Source organism: Lelliottia jeotgali, from assembly GCF_977070485.1.
On the sequence record NZ_CDRVFO010000012.1, the window covers coordinates 141,582 to 162,343 of the forward strand.

The window sequence follows — 20,762 nt, forward strand, 5'->3', positions numbered from 1 at the left end:
GTTTAGAGTGCTGTTCTGCGTTGTTCACAGGACCGTGTCATGACAGATAAAAGCCAACAATTCGCCAGCGACAATTATTCCGGTATCTGCCCCGAAGCCTGGGCAGCGATGGAAAAGGCCAACATGGGCCACGACCGCGCCTACGGCGACGACCAGTGGACCGAGCGTGCCGCACAGTACTTCCGCGAGCTGTTCGAAACCGACTGCGAAGTGTTTTTCGCCTTCAACGGCACCGCGGCCAATTCGCTGGCCCTGGCCTCGCTGTGCCAGAGCTACCACAGCGTGATCTGCTCCGAAACCGCCCACGTAGAGACCGACGAATGCGGCGCGCCGGAGTTTTTCTCCAACGGTTCCAAGCTGCTCACCGCGCCCAGCGTCAACGGCAAGCTGACGCCACAATCAATTCGTGAAGTGGCGCTCAAGCGCCAGGACATCCACTACCCCAAGCCACGCGTGGTGACCCTCACCCAGGCCACCGAAGTGGGCACCGTGTACCGCCCCGATGAGCTCAAGGCGATCAGCGCCACCTGCAAGGAGCTGGGCCTGAACCTGCATATGGACGGCGCGCGGTTCACCAATGCCTGCGCATTTCTTGGCTGCAGCCCGGCCGAGCTGACCTGGAAGGCGGGCGTGGATGTGCTGTGTTTTGGCGGCACCAAGAACGGCATGGCGGTGGGTGAAGCGATCCTGTTCTTCAACCGCGACCTGGCCGAAGACTTCGACTACCGCTGCAAGCAGGCCGGGCAACTGGCCTCGAAGATGCGCTTTTTGTCGGCGCCCTGGGTCGGGCTGCTGGAAGACGGCGCCTGGCTGCGCCATGGCAACCACGCCAACCGTTGCGCACAATTGCTGGCGTCGTTGGTGAGTGACCTGCCGGGGGTGGAGCTGATGTTCCCGGTGGAGGCCAACGGGGTGTTCCTGCAGATGCCGGAGCCGGCGCTGGAAGCACTGCGTGGCAAGGGCTGGCGGTTCTACACCTTCATTGGCAGTGGCGGGGCGCGGTTCATGTGCTCCTGGGATACCGAAGAGGCACGCGTGCGCGAGCTGGCGGCGGATATTCGCAACATCATCGGCGCCTGACAGCTTGCCGGGAGGGCTTTGCCCTCCTTTCGCGACGCAAGGCCGCTCCTACAGAATGCTGTAGGAGCGGCCCCAGCGATCTAAAGTTTGAACCCACCCATCTGCCGCGCAAGATCATCGGCCAGCCCACGCAACGCCTGGCACTCCTCGCGACACCCCTGCACTTCCGCCGCCGTTTCCCTGGCCAGGTCAGAAATCCCCTGCACCGTCCGGTTGATCTCCTCGGTCACCGCCGACTGCTCTTCCGTCGCCGTTGCCACCTGATGGTTCATGTCGCTGATGTGCTCGACCTGGTCGGTAATCGCCCCCAACGAGGCGCCGGTTCGCTGGCTCGACTCCACGCCACTACCCGTCGCCTGCTGCCCCGCGTGCATCGACGTTACCGCCGAACCCGCCCCGTGCTTGAGGCGCTGGATCATCTGCTGGACTTCATCCGTCGACACCTGGGTACGACGTGCCAGCGTCCGCACCTCATCTGCCACCACGGCAAAGCCACGCCCCATCTCCCCTGCTCGCGCCGCCTCGATGGCAGCGTTGAGCGCCAGCAGGTTGGTCTGTTCGGAAATGCTGCGGATCACCGCCAATACTTCATCGATAGAGGCGACTTCGTCGGCCAATTGCGCCACCGCATCCGCAGCCTTGCCGATGTCACCTGACATGCCCTCGATACCCTGGATCGACCGGCGCACCACTTCACGCGCCTGCAAGGCTTCGTCCCGCGCTGACTGCGAAGCCTGCGCAGCATCGCCGGCGTTGCGGGCAATGTCCTGCACGGTCAGCCCCATTTCGTGCACGGCGGTGGCAACCATTTCGGTCATTTCCTGCTGCCGCCCGGAACGTTCGGCCGTGTTGTCCACAACCTGAGTCACCTGTTCGACAGCCCGATGCAAGCGCTCGGTGGTGCGCAGCACCTCGCCGATCAGCCCGCGCTGGCTGTCGAGAAAACGGTTGAAGCCGCGGGCCAGATCGCCCAGTTCGTCCTGACGCGAATCGTCCAGGCGATGGCTGAGGTCACCCGCACCGCTGCCAATCTGCACCAGCGCGGCGGTCACACGGCGAATAGGCCGCACCAGCCCGCGCGCCAGCAGCACCACCAGCAAAAGCGAGAGCAGCGCCACACCACCACCGATCGCCGTGGTGAGCCAAACCGCCTGACGCATCTGCGCATAGATCTCTGCCTCAGGCACCTCGGCAACCAAGGTCCAGTTCAGGTCGCGCAGGGGCAAGCCCAAGGCCAGATAGCCTTCGCCTTCACGCTGGAAACGGCTGGTGCGCAAGCCCTGCTCACCACTCATCACCACCTTGGCGGCCTGTTCATCGAGCTGCTGCGCGAGCTGTCGCTTGCCGCTGAAGGCATTGTCCGGGTGCACCTGGATCAAGCCATCGTTGCGTACCAGAAACACCTTGCCGTGCTCGCCAAAGCTGAAGTCGTGGATAAGTTTCGACAGCTCGGTCATGCGCAGGCCCATGCCGGCCACACCGACCAGCTTGCCGTCCTTTTCCACGCGGTAGTCGATGAACAGCGCCAGCTCGCCGGTAGCGCCGTCGATATCGATATTGATCAGGCGCTCGGCGCCACTGTCGATGTAGCCGTAAAACCACTTGTCTTTGGGGTTGTCACGGCTGAGGGTGCGGTCCAAGCCATTCTCGTTGTAGTAGTGGCCGGTCTCGGTCGAGGCGAAGAGTGTGGTGAAGGCCTGGTTGCGCTGCTTGGCGGCCTGCAGGTATTCGATAAAGCGCGGCATTTCGCCAGCATCTTCACCGGCGGCCAGCCAATCACGCAGCAGCGTGTTGCCGGCGATGTCGGCTGCGGCTACCAGCGGCTGGCCAAGCATTCGCTCGATGTCGTTGCGGATGGCTTCGATGCTGGCCGGCAGCGCCGTGTCCACAAGGTAGCGATCGGTGAGGCGGTTGAGCGCCACGGTGAAAATGATCACGACCACCAGGATGCTCACCAGCAGTGCCGCGCCCATGCTCGCGATCAACTGCCACTGGATACTTCGACGCCAGATACCCATGCCCCTTCCTCCCCAGGAATTTTTGTTTGGGGGAAAGTGTATACACTCAGGTATCCAGTTATACCAGCGATCTGCAACAAGGGTGGAGACGCCGTGGGGCAGGCAAGCCTGTACCCACAGCGTTATCGGTGCGCTCTTACTGTTCGGCGATGGTCCGAACGATCGCGTCCACCGTGGCGTCGATCTGCGCCTGTGTACGCTCAAGGGTCTGCTGATGTTCCTTCTGCAGTTCAACCTGCTTGGAACACAGATTCAGGGCGGCCAGCACCAGCAGCTTGTCGCCGATCAGGGTCGGGTACGAACGTTTGGTTTCGGCAAGGGCGGTGTTGAGCATGCGTACCGCCTGCGCCAGGGTTTCTTCCTGGCCTTCGGGCGCCTTGATCGAATAATCGTTGCCGAGGATCGACACGACATTGACCGGCTGCGCTTGCAGTCTCATGCGCCGACGACACCTGCACTGGCGCGCTCAACCAGCGCCTGGATGCGCGCGGCGGTGGCGCCGTGCTTCTCTTCCTGCTCCATCAGCGACAGTTGCAGGGTTTCGTTCTCTTCCTTGGCCTGGGCCAGTTCCTGGCCAAGGGTGGTGTTCTGCTCGGTGAGTTGAGCGTTTTTCTGCATCAGGTCGCTGACCAGTTGCTCGAGTTGATTCAGGGAGGCTTCCAGCATGGGGTCTATCTCGGGTTGTTGCAAAGGGCGCACACGATAAAGAAAAGTGTGAGCCCTCGCCATTAAATATCGGAATCTCAAGGTTTCTATCCCGCAGATTGACAGGGTATCGGGCCCCTTGTTCCGACCTGGGTCAACCGCCGGTCAGGTAAATGGATAGCTGGCTCACAACTTTCGCCGTTCACGCTCAAGACTGGCCGGTCACGACCGATAGCCAGGTAAGTCATATTTCGTCGCATGGAACGCGTCCACTTCTCTGTCTGGATTCTTCCTTCCATGTCCCTACGCAACATGAATATCGCCCCGCGCGCCCTGCTCGGGTTCGCCCTGATCGGCTTGCTCATGCTCGGCCTTGGCGTCTTCTCGCTCATGCAGATGGGCAACATCCGCCAGGCGGGCCTTGCCATCGAAAACATCAGCGTGCCCAGTATCAAGACCCTGGACGAACTGACCTCGCTCAACCTGCGCCTGCGCACCCTCTCCTACCGCTTGATGCTCAACCGCGAGCCGGAAGTCCAGCGCGACACCCTCAACCTGCTGGACCAGCGCAACGCCGAGATCGACCGTGCTCGCCAGGCCTACCTGCCCCTGATCAGCGCCGCAGACGAACAGGCCGCCTTCGACCAGTACACCGAGCTGCTAAACCAGTACCGTCAGCTGGAGTCGCGCATGCGCAGCCTGAGCCAGGCCAACCGCACCGATGAGCTGCGTGATCTGCTCAACCGCGACCTGCTGGCCAATTCCGAGCAGATCAACAAGGTCATGAACACCTTGGTGCGCATCAACACAGAACAGACGCGCGCAACCAACGAAACCGCTGCCAATCAGTATGCCGCGGCCTTCGCGTTGGTGATCGGCCTGCTGATTGCCGCAGCCGTGCTGACCTTCCTCTGCGCGTTGCTGCTGACCCGCAGCATCGTCAAGCCGATCGACGAAGCCCTCCTAGCCGCCGAGCAGATTGCCGACGGTGACCTGACCCATATCATCCGCGCCGAAGGCACCGATGAGGCCGCACGCCTGCTGCGCGCGATGGCGCGCATGCAGGAAAAATTGCGTGACACCCTGCAGCTGATTGCTGGCTCCGCTACCCAGCTGGCGTCGGCCGCCGAAGAGCTGAACGCCGTTACCGACGAGAGCGCGCGAGGCCTGCAACAGCAGAACAACGAAATCGAGCAGGCCGCCACGGCGGTGACCGAGATGACCAGCGCCGTCGAGGAAGTGGCACGTAACGCTGTAAGCACCTCAGAAGCCTCCAGCGAAGCCAGCCGCTCGACCGGCGACGGCCGTGACCTGGTGCTGGAAACCGTGGGTGCCATCGAGCGGATGAGCGGTGATGTGCAGGCTACGGCCAAACTGATCACCCACTTGGCCGAACAATCGCGCGACATCGGCAAGGTACTGGATGTCATCCGTGGCCTGGCCGACCAGACCAATCTGCTGGCGCTCAACGCTGCGATCGAGGCAGCCCGCGCGGGTGAAGCAGGCCGTGGCTTTGCCGTGGTGGCAGACGAGGTGCGCGCACTGGCCCACCGCACCCAGCAGTCGACCAGCGAAATTGAACGGATGATCGGCAGCATCCAAGGCGGCACCGAACAGGCGGTCGAATCGATGCGCACAAGCACCGAACGCGCCGAGTCGACGCTGAATATCGCCAAGGGCGCCGGCATGGCGCTGGACACCATCGCCGGGGCAGTGGCGCAGATCAATGAACGCAACCTGGTAATCGCCAGCGCGGCGGAAGAACAGGCCCAAGTGGCGCGGGAAGTGGACCGCAACCTGGTGAATATCAATGACCTTTCGGTGCAGAGCGCAACCGGCGCGCACCAGACCAGCGCGGCGAGTGCAGAGCTGTCGCGCCTGGCTGTGGATCTGAATGGGCTGGTGGCACGTTTTCGCACCTGACATCGCCGGGGCCGCTTTGCGGCCCAATCGCCGGCAAGCCGGCTCCCACAGAGATCTGTGCCAGCTGTGCCATTGACAGCAGCGCTACGGAACCTTGTGGGAGTCGGCTTGCCGGCGATTGGGCTGCAAGGCAGCCCCAGCAATTTCCGGATCAGTAATCGATCCGCACATCCCCTTTCGGCACGCTGCAGCAAGACAGAATGTAGCCCTCGGCTTCGTCCTCTTCGGTGATACCGCCGTTGTGCTCCATTTCCACTTCCCCGCCCAGCTTGAGCACCTTGCACGTCCCGCAAATGCCCATACCGCAGGCTTTCGGAATCATCAGGCCAACCTTCGCCGCCGCCGCATGCACGGTCTCGCCCGGGGCAACCCGGATGCTCTTCTCGCTGCCGATGAACTCCACCAGGTTGAGCTCGGAAACGTCCACTTCCGGCGCATCGGCCGCCTGCTCGGCATGCTCCACGGCGTCGGCCTTGGCCTCTGCCGGCGTCGCACCGAACGACTCCTCGTGGTAGTTCTTCATGTCAAAACCGACGGCCTCGAGCATGCGCTTGACCGCAGTCATGTATGGCGTCGGGCCGCAGCAGAACACCGTGCGCTCCATGTAATCGGGCGCAATCAACTCCATAAGCCGCTGGTTCAGATAGCCGCGATAACCCGCCCATGGCTCACCCAGGCCATGCTTCTCGCAAATGATGTGCAGGCTGAAGTTGGGGATGCGTGAAGCCATCTGCTCCAGTTCGCGGTGGTAGATGATGTCTTTCGGTGAACGGGCGCTGTGCACGAAGACCATGTCGACATTGGCGTTGGTGTCGTAGAACCAGCGCGCCATGGACATCACCGGCGTAATACCGACACCGCCGGAGAGGTACAGCACCTTGGCCGCCGGGAAGTCGATGGCGTTGAACAGCCCCACCGGGCCGTGCACCGGCACTTCAAGGCCTTCGTGCATGGTGTCGTGCAGGTAGTTGGACACATGCCCGCCTGGCACCCGCTTGACCGTGATCGAGAAGCTGTAGGGCACCGACGGCGAACTGGAGATGGTGTAGGAACGCATCACCGGCTTGCCTTCGATCTCCAGCTCCAGGGTGACGAACTGCCCAGGCTTGAAGAAGAACATGATCGGCTGGTCGGCCATGAAGCAGAAGGTGCGCACGTCCCAGGTCTCCTGGATGACCTTGACGCAGCGCACGATGTGGCGGCCATTGGCCCAGGTCTGGGTGGTGACCGGATTGAGGAAAGTATCGGACATGTTCATCTCCAGCGGCCGACAATTGGCCCTTTTCATGGCTGCGATAATGCGCAAGCTGAAGGCGCCGCACATTCCTGCCTGCGACATCGGCGTGCTTATCGCGACCAGCCCCGTGCTACAAGGGCTGGCGCGTCGTAATTCAAATCGGCCATGTCGCCCATGGATACGGTTCGCGGCGTCTTCGGACGCACACTCCACGGCAAAAGAACCTGCTGTTTTTTGACAGATGCTCTTGCGGCACCACAACAACGATTAGCCACCTTTTGCCGGCCGCATACGGCCCCGAGGATTACACGATGGACGTCACCGCAACCCTGAGCCTGGGCGATCCACTGGAACCTGCACGCAAGGCCACCGCCGAGATGCTGCAGACCCGCGAGCGCACCTACTCGCTGCCCCAGCCGTTCTACACCGACGAGCGTCTGTTCCAGATAGACATGCAGGAGATCTTCCACAAGGAATGGCTGATTGCCGGCATGACGTGCGAAATCCCGGCCAAGGGCAACTACATCACCCTGCAGATCGGCAAGAACCCGATCATTGTGGTGCGCGGTAGCGAAGGTAAGGTGCATGCCTTCCACAACGTCTGCCGCCATCGCGGCTCGCGCCTGTGCGTCAGTGAGAAAGGCAAAGTGGCAAAGCTGGTCTGCCATTACCACCAGTGGACGTATGAACTGGACGGCCGCCTGCTGTTCGCGGGTACTGAAATGGGCGCCGACTTCGACATGAAGGAGTACGGCCTGAAGCCTGTGAACGTTAAGGTCGCAGGTGGCTACATCTTCATCAGCCTGGCGGAAAACCCACCTGCTATCGACGAGTTCCTGGCCACCCTGGACCACTACATGGAACCGTATGACATGGAGAACACCAAGGTGGCAGTGCAAACCACCTTGATGGAAAAGGCCAACTGGAAGCTGGTGCTGGAAAACAACCGCGAGTGCTACCACTGCTCCGGCTCACACCCGGAGCTGCTGCAAACCCTGCTGGAGTGGGACGACACCAACGACCCGCGCGCCAGCCAGGAATTCAAGGACCACGTGGCCGCCTCCGCCGCCGCCTGGGAAGCCGAGAAGATCCCGTACCTGCACAAGAGCCATGGCCTGCGTAACCGCATCGTGCGCATGCCGCTGCTCAAGGGCACCGTGTCGATGACCATGGACGGCAAGCAGGCCTGCCAGAAGCTGATGGGCCGTATCAAGAACCCGGACCTGGGCTCGATGCGCATCCTGCACCTGCCGCACTCGTGGAACCACTGCATGGGCGACCACATGATCGTCTTCACCGTATGGCCGATCAGCGCCCAGGAGACCATGGTCACCACCAAGTGGCTGGTGCACAAGGATGCCGTCGAAGGTGTCGATTACGACCCGGAACGTATGCGCAAGGTCTGGGATGCCACCAATGACCAGGACCGCCGTTTGGCGGAAGAGAACCAGCGTGGCATCAACTCCACGGCTTACCAGCCAGGGCCGTACTCGAAGACTTATGAGTTTGGTGTGGTGAACTTCATCGATTGGTACAGCCAGCGCGTGCTGGAGAACCTTGGTGCAGAGCCGGCTGCGTACCTTAAGGAAGTGCAGGCTCAGTAAGTAGCCGCTCACCTTCGGCCAGTGGCGCCCGCCACTGGCTCAAGCTCGCTCCAAGATTGCCGTATGGCGTTTGCAGCCGTGCTGTTCGACCTAGCGGCCGGAGGCGTCGAGCCTGCTGAATCTGCCCCGTTGGAGTTCATCCGCACAGTGGTGACAGGATATCGCTCCCACGACCTGGCCTGGGCCAACGCCCACACCTCTTTGACCGATGTGCCTAGTGATATGACGGTCAGGGTCGCCAACGCCCATGTCTGCCAGTCTTCTCCTGGCTCCACGGTTCGGCTGATGCCCAGGGTGATGCCTGCAACGGCACTGACACCACTTATCCCTGTGAACGCCCAATCGACCGATGACGGCGGTAATGTATGACTTTCCACGGTGCCATAGGTCATAAAGCCACCACGGCTGGCAGGATAGGATCCCGTTGCTTGGTGCATCTGGCGGGTTCGCGACATCGATCGCAGCCGTAGACCACTGGTGAACGCACCCGCAAGGTTGGAAAGGATGCTCAGGATGGGAAACAGATAGTCTGCGGCCTCCTGCCCCGTCGGATCGCGATGGTTGATCGGGTCTCCAAGGCAATAAGCGTAAGCATTCAGGCCACCCCGCGCGAACGGGCTGAGTCGGTCAGGCGAACCAAAGCGCATCAGTGCCGGGCTAAAGGCGCGGTGCCCGTTACCCAGCAAGTAGCAGCCACTGGCGTGATCAAGGTGGGCGTCTGAAAACCCCAACCAGGAGCCATCATCCGGCCTGAATCCGCCATAGGGGGTATAGCGTCGAGGCAAGGCATCCCCGCTGCGCACAACGGTGCGCTGGAGATCAGTCGCCAGCAGTGTGGTTTTGCCCATGGCAACGCTCCAGGCCATTTGTGCCATAACGTTAACAAGGGCTGTATGGAACGTTAACTGGCAGAAATGACAGTTACAGCTGGACCGGAGCGAAGCTCAGCCTCGTCAGATCATTTTTTGATCAAAACCCTGCAAGCCTTTGAAAGCAATGGCTGTAGCACTTACCAAACAACTTGCCCACAGGTTGACTAACAGACATTGTGGGCAAGTCATAGGGATGTTGATAACTGCTGTGGATAACAAAGCAAAACCTTAGGGGCCGTGGTGTTTAGACCCAGGTTTGAAGTAATTGGCGATTATTTGATCATATCCTTCAAGACGGCGTCCTTGCTGGCTTGCAGCGATTGGCAAACACTTTATCCACACCTTGGCGAACAGATTCCGTGGGTAACCTCAGCGCAATACGCCCTCCTCCACCAGCAACTTGAGAATCGCTTCGGCGCCTTCCTGTGGAGAAACGTCTTTCAAGACCTTACCGCCGCCTCCACTGGCCTTGGCCGTCGCGGCCTTCATCCGGTCGGCGCCGCTTTTGGCCTTGATCACCTTCAGGCGCTTGGGCCTTGGGCGGGCTGGCTGCAACTGCGCTTCGCCCAGCAGTTCATCCTCGACGATGGCGACATTGCGTGCCGCCAACACACCGCGCCGCGCCGGCCCAAAGGCACTCTGCCGCGGTTTGGGCGCCGCGTTATCCACAGTTGCCAGCAACGGCAGGCGCACTTTCAGCCTGCGCCGCTGCCCACGAGGCAACGCCTGCAGTACTTGGGCGGTGCCGTTGTCGATCGACTCCACCTCTGCCAACCCCACGATCAACGGCCAGCCGAGCTTTTCGGCCAGCAGGAAGGGCAACATGCCAGAGCCCTCGCCGGTTTCGGCCTGGCTGCCGGTCAGTACCAACTGTGCCCCGGCATCGCGTAGGTAATCGCCCAGCACACCGAGCACATCGGCACCGGCCGGCTGCTCCAGCACGTCCAGATGGTCCAGGCCCATCCCCAAGTATGCGCGCAGCGCTTCTTCGCGCGGGTCACCGGCATGCACCACCTGCAAGTTATCCCCAGCCAGCTGCAAGCCCAGCTCCACGGCACGGGCATCCTGCTCGGCGCGACGGGCGCGGCCGGAGCTTGGATGGGCACCGATGGAAACCAGGCTGATGACTTTCGTACTCATGCTCATGCCCTTACGCTGCGTCGCGCTGGCCGCCGCTGCGGAAGTTGTCCACAGCCTCGATCAGTGCCTGGAGAATCGCCGAACTGTCGCCAATCACCGACAGGTCAGCCCGTTTGATCATGTCGCAGCCCGGGTCCATGTTGATCGCCACCACCTTGTCGCAGGCACCGATACCCTGCAGGTGCTGGATCGCGCCCGAGATCCCCACAGCCACATAGACCCGTGCGGTAACCCAGGTGCCGGTTGCGCCGACCTGGCGATTACGCGGCATGAAGCCATCGTCCACCGCCACCCGCGAAGCACCCTCGGTTGCCCCCAGAGCAGCAGTCGCCTTGTGGTAGAGGTCCCAATCCTTGACGCCATTCCCCCCCGAGACGATGAATTCGGCCTCGGCCATGGCGATGGTCGCCGGGTCGACGGCCACCGAGCCAAGGTCTTCGATACGCGACAAGCTGCGCACCACGCCTGTGGACAACTCCACCGGCAATGCTTCGTGGCGGGTCTCGCTGACCGGCTCGGCGCACTCGGCAGCACCCAGGATCAGGCGCGGCACCGCGCGTTGCAGGTCCTGCTGACCCGCGCCAGCACGGCCGATGCATTGGCCGTCCTTGATCTGCCAGACGCGCGTCGCCGGCCGTTCGCCCAAGGCTGCAGCCAAGCGCCGGCCCAGTTCGCCACCCCCGGTGCGGCTATCGGGCAACAACCAATGGCGTGGGGTGAACTGGTTATCCACAGCGCGCAGACCCTGGACCCGTTGCTCCGGTGCATAACCTTCAAACTGCTCGCCGTCGATGACCAGCACGCGGTCGACACCCGCTGTGGAAAACTTGCTTTCCTTGTGCTCTCCAAACACCACGGCCAACACCGCGCCGTCACTCCCGGCCAGGCTGTGGGCAAGGCCGAGCAGGTCACGGTCATGGCTGCTGAGGCGGCCGCCCACCATGTCGGGCACCACGGCGATGTAGAACGCAGGCGCTGGCACCTGATGCAGCGGCAATTGCACTTCGGCCGCCGCGCTGCGCCGCCCGCCGACAGCGGTGCCCTGTTGAGCACCGCTGCGGTCGATGCGCTTGAGGCCATTGGGACCGATGAAACCGGCGGCGATGGCATGCGGGTTCTTGCGCATGAGGCCGTTGGGCCCCAGCCAGCGGGTTTGTTGCGTCTGCAGCGCCGCATGCAGCGGATGCAGGCGGTTACGGGCGATCCACTCGGCGCGTGGGTCGCGGCGGATGATGTCGCTCATCAGTGCACCTCCGCAGGTTCACGTTCTACCGTTGGCGACTTTGGGGCCGCAGGTGTTTCCTCTTCGATCAGCACATCGGCTACCAACTCGGCGAGGTCCTTTATCTGTGGGCGTGGTTCGACCACCCCTTCGAGCATCGCAGTGCACTGCGGGCACCCTACCGCCACCAGCTCGGCCTGGGTCTCCCGGATGTCATCCATGCGCATGTCGGGGATACGTTGCTTGCCCGGGATGTCGGTGATCGGCGCACCGCCGCCTCCGCCGCAGCAGCGGGAACGGAACCCCGAGCGCTGCATTTCGCGTACTTCGATACCCAGCGCCTTCAACACTTGCCGCGGGGCCTCGTATTCGCCGTTGTAGCGGCCCAAGTAGCACGGGTCGTGATAGGTGACGCTGCCGCCCTTGTGCTGCCCGAGGTTGAGCTTACTGGCTGCGATCAGCTCGGCGATGTAAGTGCTGTGGTGCTGCACCTGGTAGTCGCCGCCCAACGCGCCGTACTCGTTCTTCAGCACATGGAAGCTGTGCGGATCGCAGGTGACAATGCGCTGGAACTTGTACTTGGCCAGGGTCTGGATATTGCGTTTGGCCAACTGCTGGAAGGTCGCTTCGTCACCCAGGCGGCGCGCCACATCGCCGCTGTCACGCTCTTCCAGGCCAAGCACGGCGAAGTCCACGCCCGAGGCCTTGAGTACTTTGACGAACGACCGCAGGGTGCGCTGGTTGCGCATGTCGAACGCGCCGTCACCGACCCAGAACAGCACTTCGGTGGTTTTCACGTCAGACAGCAGGTTCAGGTTAAGGTCAGCGGCCCAGTTCATCCGCCCGCCTGGGGCAAAGCCGCCCGGGTTGTCGGTCGCGATCAGGTTATCCAGCACCTCGGCGCCCTTGTTCGGGGTTGCGCCCTTTTCCAGGGTGAGGTGGCGGCGCATGTCGACGATGGCATCGACGTGCTCGATCATCATCGGGCATTCCTCGACGCAGGCACGGCAGGTGGTGCACGACCACAGTGTTTCGGCGTCGACCAGGCCGTTGACGATCGGTTGGTGTGGATTACCGCCGTGTTCGCCGATCGGCTTGCCAGGGTACGGGCTGCCAGCGAACTTGGCATCGGTGCCACCGGCCAGGCCGATGACCATGTCCTGAATGAGTTTTTTCGGGTTCAGCGGCTGGCCCGCAGCGAACGCCGGGCACACCGCCTCACATTTGCCGCACTGCACGCAGGCGTCGAAGCCCAACAGCTGGTTCCAGGTGAAGTCCACCGGCTTTTCCACGCCCAGCGGGGCGTTCGGGTCTTCCAGGTCCAGCGGCTTCAAACCGGTTGAACGGCCGCCGCCGAAGCGTTCGGCGCGGCGGTGCCAAGCCAGGTGCAGGGCACCGGCGAAGGCGTGTTTCATCGGGCCGCCCCAGGTCATGCCGAAGAACAGCTCCGACACGCCCCACAGCACGCCCAAGCCAAGTATCGCGACCATCACCCAGCCACCGGTGTTGGCGGGCAGGATGCCGGCCACCGGCAAGGTGGCAATGAAGAAGCTTGCGGCGAACACCAGCAGGCTTTTCGGCAGGCGCATCCATGGGCCTTTGGACAGGCGCGATGGCGGGTTGAGCCGGCGCTTGAAGACGAAGATGGCACCGGTGAACATGATTACAGTCGCCACCAGCAAGGCGTAGCCAAGGATCTTGCTCTGCAGGCCGAAGCCGTGCACCAGGATTGCCAGCACTGCCGATAGTACAAAGCCGCCCGCAGTGGCCACGTGGGTCTTGGACATGTACTTGTCGCGCTCGACCACGTGGTGCAGGTCCACCAGGTAGCGCCGCGGCATGGCCAGCAGGCCGCCGATCAGGTCGACCTTGGAGGCTCGGCCACGCCGCCACATGCGCACCCGGCGCAGGGCGCCGAGCACCGCCAGGCCAAGGGCAGCGAACAGCAGGATGGGTAACAGGGTGTTCAACATGGGGGGCTCCCACAACAGCTGGATTCTTGCGCTGCCCCGAAGGCCAGCGCGGACCCCATGTAGGAGCGGCCTTGTGTCGCGAAAGGGTCGCGAAGCGGCCCCAAAATCTATAGTGCTGTGAAGATCTTGGGGCCGCTTCGCGACCCTTTCGCGACACAAGGCCGCTCCTACACGGGGGGCCGGTCCCGCCCCTAGAGAGGCGGTGCGATCAGAAATCCTTGCACAGGCGCAAGGCGTCGTAGATCGCCGCATGTACGTTGCGCTGGGCCACGCAGTCGCCGATGCGGTACAGCAGGTAGCCTTCGCCCGGCTGGCTCAGGATCGGCTGTGGCTTGATGGCGAACAGCGCCTCCACGTCGATCTGGCCCTTGTTGCGCGAGCCTTCCTTGAGCGCGTAGTACAGCGCTTCGTCAGGGCGCACACCGTTCTCGACCACCACCTGATCGACCACGCGCTCTTCCTTTGCGCCGGTGTATTCGTTCTCAAGCACCGCCACAAGTTTGTCGCCTTCGCGGTAGACCTTTTCCAGCATCATGTCGCCGGTCATGATCACTTCTTTGGGGTACATGCTGCGGTAATAGGTCGGGAAGCTGGTACCGCCCATGGCAACGCCCGGTTTGATGTCGTCGGTGACGATTTCGACCTGGCTGCCCTTGTCGGCGATGAAGTCGGCCACCGACATGCCGGTGAATTCGCAGATGGTGTCGTACACCAGCACGTTCTTGCCCGGCGCGACCTTGCCGTCGAGCACGTCCCAGCTGCTGACCACCAAGCCTTCGGCAGCCCCCCAGTGCTCGTTCTGTTCCAGGAACGAGTGCCCGCCTACTGCCAGCACGATGACGTCCGGGCGCAGGTCCTGAATGGTCGCCACGTCAGCGGCAGTACCCAGGCGCAGGTCGACCTTCAGGCGTGCCAGCTCCAGCTGGTACCAGCGGGTGATACCGGCAATCTGGTCACGCTGCGGCGCCTTGGCGGCGATGGTGATCTGCCCACCGATCTGGTCCTTCTTCTCGAACAAGGTCACGTCGTGGCCGCGTTCGGCAGCAACGCGCGCCGCTTCCATGCCGGCAGGGCCGGCACCGACCACCACCACCTTGCGCTTGACGCCGGTAGTCTTCTCGATGATGTGCGGCACGCCCATGTATTCACGGGAGGTCGCAGCGTTCTGGATGCACAGCACATCCAGGCCCTGGTATTGGCGGTCGATGCAATAGTTGGCACCGACGCATTGCTTGATCTGGTCGATCTGACCCATCTTGATCTTGGCGATCAGGTGCGGGTCGGCGATGTGCGCACGGGTCATGCCGACCATGTCCACGTAGCCGCCTTCGAGGATGCGCGTGGCCTGGTTCGGGTCTTTGATGTTCTGCGCGTGCAGCACCGGGACCTTGACCACTTCCTTGATGCCGGCTGCCAGGTGCAGGAACGGCTCTGGCGGGTAGCTCATGTTGGGAATGACGTTGGCCAGGGTGTTATGGGTATCGCAACCCGAGCCGACCACGCCGATGAAGTCGATCATGCCGGTAGCATCGTAGTAGGCGGCGATCTGCTTCATGTCCTCGTGGCTGAGGCCATCGGGGTGGAACTCGTCACCACAGATGCGCATGCCCACGCAGAAGTCGTCGCCGACTTCGGCGCGCACCGCCTTGAGCACTTCCATGCCGAACTTCATGCGGCCTTCGAAGGTGCCGCCCCACTCGTCAGTACGTTTGTTGACCCGCGGGCTCCAGAACTGGTCGATCATGTGCTGGTGCACAGCCGAAAGCTCGACGCCGTCCAGGCCACCTTCCTTGGCACGGCGCGCGGCCTGTGCGTAGTTGCCGATCACGCGCCAGATCTCTTCCACCTCGATGGTCTTGCAAGTGGCGCGGTGCACGGGCTCACGGATGCCGGAAGGCGACATCAGGGTCGGCCAGTTGAAACCGTCCCAGCGCGAGCGGCGACCCATGTGGGTAATCTGGATCATGATCTTGGCGCCATGCTTGTGCATGGCGTCGGCCAGGTTCTGGAAGTGCGGGATGATGCGGTCGGTCGACAGGTTGACCGACGACCACCATTCCTGCGGGCTGTCGATGGCAACGACGGACGAGCCGCCGCAGATCGCCAGGCCGATACCACCCTTGGCCTTCTCTTCGTAGTACTTCACATAGCGGTCGGTGGTCATGCCGCCGTCAGTGGCGTAGACCTCGGCGTGCGCGGTGCTGAGCACGCGGTTGCGAATGGTCAGTTTGCCGATCTGGATCGGCTGGAACATTGCTTCGAATGCCATGACGCTATCTCCGGCTTACAACGGCTTTGTAACGAACAGGCCATCTTCGTGGCCTTCTTCCGACCCGCCATAGACCTGCTCGGCCACGGTGCGGATCGAGCTGCCACGTGCAGCGAGAATCTGGTCCATTGCGCCGGCGAACCAACCGGTGAACATGTAGTCGACCTTGCGGCCGCACTTGCCGTACACGTACACGAACGCCGAGTGCTTGAGCTTGACGCTGCAGGTACCTTTGTCCAGGTCGATGTCCTGGATCTCGAACAGGCCCCAGCCACGCTGGGACAGGCGCTTCATGTAGTGCTCGAACACCGCTACGCCTTCCAGGCCATGGCACTCGGCTTCCTTCTCGCACCAGTGCCAGGCCGACTTGTAGCCTGCCTTGTAGAGGATCTCGGCATAGGCGTCGGCGCCCAGCACTTCCTCGATGCCCATGTGGTTGTTGACGAAGAAATGACGCGGCACATACAGCATCGGCAAGGCGTCGCTGGTCCAGACACCGGTTTCGCTGTCGACTTCGATTGGCAATTGCGGGGCGATCTTGGCCATGGAAACTCAACTCCATAAAAAATTTTGTTTGGCTGCCCCGACGTTGCTGGCCGGGGCCTTGAGGCTTGGAGAGCGGCTTACTCGCCCCAGACGTCCTTGAGAACGTTTACCCAGTTCTCGCCCATGATCTTGCGCACCACACGCTCGGAATGGCCGCGCTTGAGCAAGGTCTCGGTGAGGTTGGGGAACTCGCCGACGGTGCGGATGCCCAGCGGGTTGATGATCTTGCCGAAATTGGTCAGGCGACGGGCGTAACCCTTGTCGTGGGTCAGGTACTCGAAGAAGTCCTGGCCGTGGCCTTGGGTGAAGTCGGTGCCGATGCCGATAGCATCCTCACCGACGATGTTCATGGTGTACTCGATGGCTTCGGCGTAGTCGTCGATGGTGGAGTCGATGCCCTTGGCCAGGAACGGCGCGAACATGGTCACGCCGACGAAGCCGCCATGGTCGGCGATGAACTTGAGCTCCTCGTCCGACTTGTTGCGCGGGTGTTCTTTGAGGCCCGAGGGCAGGCAGTGGGAGTAGCAGACCGGCTTTTTCGACTCCAGAATGACCTCTTCGGAGGTCTTGGAGCCAACGTGGGACAGGTCGCACATGATGCCGACGCGGTTCATCTCGGCGACGATTTCGCGACCGAAACCGGACAGCCCGCCATCACGCTCGTAGCAGCCTGTACCAACCAGGTTCTGGGTGTTGTAGCACATCTGCACGATGCCCACGCCCAGCTGCTTGAACACATCCACGTAGGCAATCTGGTCCTCGAAGGCGTGAGCATTCTGGAAGCCGAAGAGGATACCGGTCTTGCCCAGTTCCTTGGCCTTGCGGATGTCGGCGGTGGTACGTACTGGCATCACCAGGTCGCTGTTGTCGCGGATCAGCTTCTGGCTCGCAGCGATGTTGTCGACGGTGGCCTTGAAGCCTTCCCAGACCGACACCGTGCAGTTGGCTGCGGTCAGCCCGCCTTTGCGCATGTCCTCGAACAGTTCGCGGTTCCACTTGGCGATGATCAAACCGTCGATGACGATGCTGTCGGCGTGAAGCTCGGCTGGGCTCATCAGGCTGTCCCCTTTTATTGAGTGGGTTCGCACCGAACGTTGTGCCGGCGCTTTGGGGCCAGCATATGCCTGTGCCCAAGGGCGCCCCGATGCAAAAACGACAGGGGGTTTGCCGAAAGCGTCAATGCGCGACATGACCGCGTCTGGGACGCCGTCAGAGGATGCGAGACAGTCTCGATAACGAACATTTTGCGGCCGTTGCATGAACATTTGCCCGGGGAGCTATCGCCGAATCTACGGCTGAGCGAGAATCTCGGCGATTCGACAGCCTGTTGAGGAGAAACGGATGAAATCAATGGCATGGCTGGTGCTGCTGGCCATCGTGAGCGGGGCCCAGGCCGGTGAGGAAGAAAGCACGCCTTGCGACAATGTCGAGACCGACCAGCAGACGTTCGCCTGCGCGGCATTCAACAAGCAGACCGCTGAGCGTGAACTGAACTCGGCCTATGACGACCTGATTCAGCGAATGCTCGATCAGTATGGTGATGAAGCTGGCCTGCAGTCGCAGATCGAATCCGCCAGGAAGGTCTGGGCTCAATTGCGCGATGCCGATTGCAAAGTCGAAACCTACGGTGAGCAAGCGGGTAGCAAGGCATTCCAGATAGCCTGGAATAGCTGTATTGCACAGCGTAGTGATGAGCGATCGGAGTATTTGCGCAGCCTGGGTTCACAAAACAGTGATGAACCGGCACCCGAGGATTGATCAGGCACGAGAGCGTGAACACTCAACGCCAGAGGAACAATATGCTGCTGATGAGCATTCCCTGCTTTCTCGATAGTGCGTCAAGACCACGGGCTAGCAATGTGTGTCTTTGACTCCCTCCACTATCAAGGAATCATGAAATGGCTGACATCAAAGCTGAAATGGAAAAAATTCGCAAAGAAGGTCAAGAGCGCGTAGCCGCTACCGGCCAGACCATCTGCATATTCGCTGACAATGTACCTGCCAGCATCGCAGAAGACATCTTGGCCGGTATGCGCCTGATGACCGAACTGACCAACAAGAAGTTTGACAAAGAGACCCAACAGCGGGAGTGGTACAACTACTACAACGACGGCCTGATCAAGTTCGGCTGGACCATGACGGGTGCGGCACATGCCGAAGACGCCATTGATGAAGACAACCTGACACTGGCAGAGTTGATTACCCACTCCATTACCATCAGCGTCGCCCGTGACCCGCGTCGCGCGGCGTGTGCCAGGCGCGTAATGCAGGTGATCGTTGAAAAACCGCAAGTCCGGGAGCACCTGGAGAAGCACAGCCATAGCGAATCCGGCAAGTCGAGCAACTTCGTAGTGGCCCAGTGCGAAATGACTCCCCAAGGTCTGCCTGTCATGCACATGACCAGCTTCCAAGCCAGCTACGATTCGAAAATCGAGCGTGACGGCGCACTGACCCGCAAAATCGACAAAACCTCGACCCGCGTCTATCGCGCCTCGCAAAACGGCAGCTTCAGCGTACGCCACTTTGATGCTGCACGTGATCTTGTCAATGAGAAGATCAAAGGCGACATCGCAGCATTCCTCGCCATTTAAGGGGTGAGGCTGGGTATCAGGGTCACCTGGTACCCGCTTACGCCCTCTGCACTCATCGAGGAGCGATGCCGCATGGACGCTACACACCTGGACACCCGAATCTTCGAGCAGCGACTGAACATCAAACCCGCCCCATGGCTGACACTCGAAACATGGGAGGACTTGCAGCTTTGCCTGCGTTATTCACAGGCAATAGCCAATGAAAGTTATTCCATGGAAACTCAACCTGCGCCATGGTTCTCAGTTGTTCTCGCCACCTTGCAATCGCTGCACTTCACGTTGTTGGAGCATACCCATAAAAAAATCGTGTATGAGCCGCACCTGCTCGCATTGAGCGATGTGTACAACGGCTATATTCCTCCTCCCCGCGATAAAGGCCCCTGGTTCAAGAGCATGGAAAAAAACGTCCAAGCGGCTGTGAACTCGGCAGGCATGCGCACGGTTTCCGTGATGAACGCGTCTTCGCACCTGAGCATCGAAATGGACCATGAAGGGGACGCGATCCCGGTCGGAATCCTGTTTTATGTCTACTGCATCACTGACCCTGACGAGCCAACCAAAAAACTGAACCTGATATTTGATCATCTGGGGGCACGTTTCAATCCCGTTGCCTTCGCCCCGCTACGCACTGAATTGCAATCACGCAACCGCGAAAAGCTGCGAGCCATCCTCAAGCGTGAGCTGGAATGAAGCCTACTTTGCACGGCCCGAGCGACGCTCTTCCCGCGGGCATTTTCCAAACCTCAACTTGTAACGCCGGGTGAAGTACGAGGGCAATTCAAAGCCGCACGCAAGGCTGACCTCAGTCACCGTCATGTCGGTCTGGGCCAATAGCTGGCGTGCCTTATCCAGCCGAAGGGCAAGATAAAAACTGCTCGGTGTTTCATTCAGGTGCATGCGGAACAAGCGCTCCAGCTGACGTCGTGTCACCTTGATCGCGGCCGCCAGGTCCATTGTGCTCAGCGGTGGTTCGGTGTGTTTTTCCATCTCGCCAATGGCATGGACCAGCTTCTTGTTGCTGATACCGTAACGCGCACCAATCTGCAGGCGCTGATGGTCCTGGCGCTGACGGATACGCCCCAGCACGAACTGTTCGGACACCTTGACTGCCAAGTCGCTGCCGTGGGACTGGGCTATCAGGTGCAACATCAAATCAATCGAAGCTGTCCCACCGGCGCAAGTGATGCGATTGCGGTCAATCTCGAATAGCTCCTGGGTAGCCTGCAAGCTTGGAAAGCGCTCCTTGAATGCCTCGAGCGCTTCCCAATGCAATGTCGCCCGGTAGCCGTCCAGCAGGCCTGCCTCAGCCAGCACCATCGCACCCGTGTCGATGCCCCCGAGCACCACAGCTTCGTGGTTGAGCCTTCGCAGCGCATGCAGCAGTTTCGGTGCAACATTGGCCAAGGGCTCGAAACCTGCCACCACGAGCAGGGTGTTTGCAGGCTCACATCCGCCAAGCGCGGCATCGGCATTCACCGACATGCCGTTGCTCGCCAACACCGCACTGCCGTCCAGGCTTAGCACCTGCCACCGGTACAACTGCCCGCCGAAACGATTGGCCACCCGAAGGGGTTCCACCGCCGAAATGAACCCCATGGCGGAAAAGCCCGGTACCAAAAGAAAGGCAATTGTCTCGGTCATT

Annotated in this window: 19 protein-coding genes; 7 read left to right on the plus strand and 12 right to left on the minus strand. The window is 61.3% G+C overall.

Annotated features, from left to right (window positions below):
* The first annotated feature begins 39 nt into the window (after positions 1–39).
* Entirely contained in the window at positions 40–1,080 is a 1,041-nt protein-coding gene (locus ACW4TB_RS18655) for a threonine aldolase family protein (RefSeq protein WP_012316644.1), read from the plus strand.
* Positions 1,081–1,160: 80 nt separating this feature from the next.
* Here the strand turns inward: ACW4TB_RS18655 and ACW4TB_RS18660 are convergent, their stop codons facing one another.
* The 3 genes from ACW4TB_RS18660 to ACW4TB_RS18670 form a co-directional block, all read right to left on the minus strand.
* Positions 1,161–3,098 carry a methyl-accepting chemotaxis protein gene (locus ACW4TB_RS18660; protein WP_279933699.1) on the minus strand — a complete coding sequence of 646 codons (1,938 nt, stop codon included), beginning with the start codon at positions 3,096–3,098 and terminating at the stop codon, positions 1,161–1,163.
* Between the two features lie 136 nt (positions 3,099–3,234).
* Positions 3,235–3,537, minus strand: a complete 303-nt coding sequence (locus tag ACW4TB_RS18665) for a cell division protein ZapA (RefSeq protein ID WP_012316646.1) — start codon at positions 3,535–3,537, stop codon at positions 3,235–3,237.
* A complete protein-coding gene (locus tag ACW4TB_RS18670; RefSeq protein WP_012316647.1) occupies positions 3,534–3,764 on the minus strand; it encodes a hypothetical protein in 231 nt (76 codons plus the stop codon). The genes ACW4TB_RS18665 and ACW4TB_RS18670 overlap by 4 nt, the downstream gene beginning before the upstream one ends.
* 276 nt (positions 3,765–4,040) lie before the next feature.
* Here ACW4TB_RS18670 and ACW4TB_RS18675 point away from each other — a divergent pair, with 276 nt between their 5' ends.
* Complete coding sequence (locus tag ACW4TB_RS18675) at positions 4,041–5,666, plus strand: methyl-accepting chemotaxis protein (RefSeq protein WP_254466736.1); 1,626 nt, start codon at positions 4,041–4,043, stop codon at positions 5,664–5,666.
* Between the two features lie 151 nt (positions 5,667–5,817).
* On the opposite strand, the gene gbcB is transcribed toward ACW4TB_RS18675, so the two are convergent.
* Complete coding sequence (gbcB, locus tag ACW4TB_RS18680; RefSeq protein ID WP_042111822.1) at positions 5,818–6,918, minus strand: glycine-betaine demethylase subunit GbcB; 1,101 nt, start codon at positions 6,916–6,918, stop codon at positions 5,818–5,820.
* On the opposite strand from gbcB, the gene ACW4TB_RS18685 reads away from it, so the two are divergent.
* Complete coding sequence (locus ACW4TB_RS18685) at positions 6,917–7,141, plus strand: hypothetical protein (RefSeq protein WP_080516501.1); 225 nt, start codon at positions 6,917–6,919, stop codon at positions 7,139–7,141. The two genes, gbcB and ACW4TB_RS18685, sit on opposite strands and share 2 nt — an antisense overlap.
* Before the next feature lie 73 nt (positions 7,142–7,214).
* Positions 7,215–8,507, plus strand: coding sequence for a glycine-betaine demethylase subunit GbcA (gbcA, locus tag ACW4TB_RS18690; RefSeq protein ID WP_012316650.1), 1,293 nt, complete (start codon positions 7,215–7,217; stop codon positions 8,505–8,507).
* Between the two features lie 8 nt (positions 8,508–8,515).
* Here the strand turns inward: gbcA and ACW4TB_RS18695 are convergent, their stop codons facing one another.
* The 7 genes from ACW4TB_RS18695 to ACW4TB_RS18725 all read right to left on the minus strand — a co-directional run bounded on the left by ACW4TB_RS18695 (position 8,516) and on the right by ACW4TB_RS18725 (position 17,584).
* Positions 8,516–9,355 (minus strand): RHS repeat-associated core domain-containing protein, encoded by an 840-nt coding sequence (locus tag ACW4TB_RS18695; protein WP_279933698.1) that lies wholly within the window; start codon positions 9,353–9,355, stop codon positions 8,516–8,518.
* A 393-nt stretch (positions 9,356–9,748) separates the two neighbouring features.
* Positions 9,749–10,519: an electron transfer flavoprotein subunit beta gene (etfB, locus tag ACW4TB_RS18700; RefSeq protein ID WP_012316652.1), complete on the minus strand. Its 771-nt coding sequence runs from the start codon at positions 10,517–10,519 to the stop codon at positions 9,749–9,751.
* 10 nt (positions 10,520–10,529) lie between these two features.
* The gene (etfA, locus tag ACW4TB_RS18705; RefSeq protein ID WP_012316653.1) at positions 10,530–11,762 is read right to left on the minus strand and encodes an electron transfer flavoprotein subunit alpha; all 1,233 of its coding nucleotides are present in this window, start codon (positions 11,760–11,762) and stop codon (positions 10,530–10,532) included.
* On the minus strand, positions 11,762–13,714 hold the full coding sequence (gene dgcB, locus ACW4TB_RS18710) for a dimethylglycine demethylation protein DgcB (RefSeq protein ID WP_012316654.1): 1,953 nt from the start codon (positions 13,712–13,714) through the stop codon (positions 11,762–11,764). The genes etfA and dgcB overlap by 1 nt, the downstream gene beginning before the upstream one ends.
* Positions 13,715–13,922: 208 nt before the next feature.
* Entirely contained in the window at positions 13,923–15,983 is a 2,061-nt protein-coding gene (dgcA, locus tag ACW4TB_RS18715) for a dimethylglycine demethylation protein DgcA (protein WP_012316655.1), read from the minus strand.
* 15 nt (positions 15,984–15,998) lie between these two features.
* Entirely contained in the window at positions 15,999–16,529 is a 531-nt protein-coding gene (locus ACW4TB_RS18720; RefSeq protein ID WP_012316656.1) for a DUF5943 domain-containing protein, read from the minus strand.
* Positions 16,530–16,606: 77 nt separating this feature from the next.
* Positions 16,607–17,584 carry a dipeptidase gene (locus ACW4TB_RS18725; protein ID WP_003257506.1) on the minus strand — a complete coding sequence of 326 codons (978 nt, stop codon included), beginning with the start codon at positions 17,582–17,584 and terminating at the stop codon, positions 16,607–16,609.
* A 286-nt stretch (positions 17,585–17,870) separates the two neighbouring features.
* Between ACW4TB_RS18725 and ACW4TB_RS18730 the strand changes: the two genes are divergently transcribed.
* From ACW4TB_RS18730 to ACW4TB_RS18740, 3 genes are all read left to right on the plus strand, one after another.
* Positions 17,871–18,287, plus strand: coding sequence for a lysozyme inhibitor LprI family protein (locus tag ACW4TB_RS18730; protein ID WP_012316657.1), 417 nt, complete (start codon positions 17,871–17,873; stop codon positions 18,285–18,287).
* 140 nt (positions 18,288–18,427) lie between these two features.
* Complete coding sequence (locus tag ACW4TB_RS18735; protein WP_279933697.1) at positions 18,428–19,120, plus strand: hypothetical protein; 693 nt, start codon at positions 18,428–18,430, stop codon at positions 19,118–19,120.
* Between the two features lie 72 nt (positions 19,121–19,192).
* Positions 19,193–19,810: a hypothetical protein gene (locus tag ACW4TB_RS18740; protein WP_012316659.1), complete on the plus strand. Its 618-nt coding sequence runs from the start codon at positions 19,193–19,195 to the stop codon at positions 19,808–19,810.
* 3 nt (positions 19,811–19,813) lie between these two features.
* Here the strand turns inward: ACW4TB_RS18740 and ACW4TB_RS18745 are convergent, their stop codons facing one another.
* Entirely contained in the window at positions 19,814–20,761 is a 948-nt protein-coding gene (locus ACW4TB_RS18745; RefSeq protein WP_012316660.1) for a GlxA family transcriptional regulator, read from the minus strand.
* Between the last annotated feature and the right edge of the window lies 1 nt (position 20,762).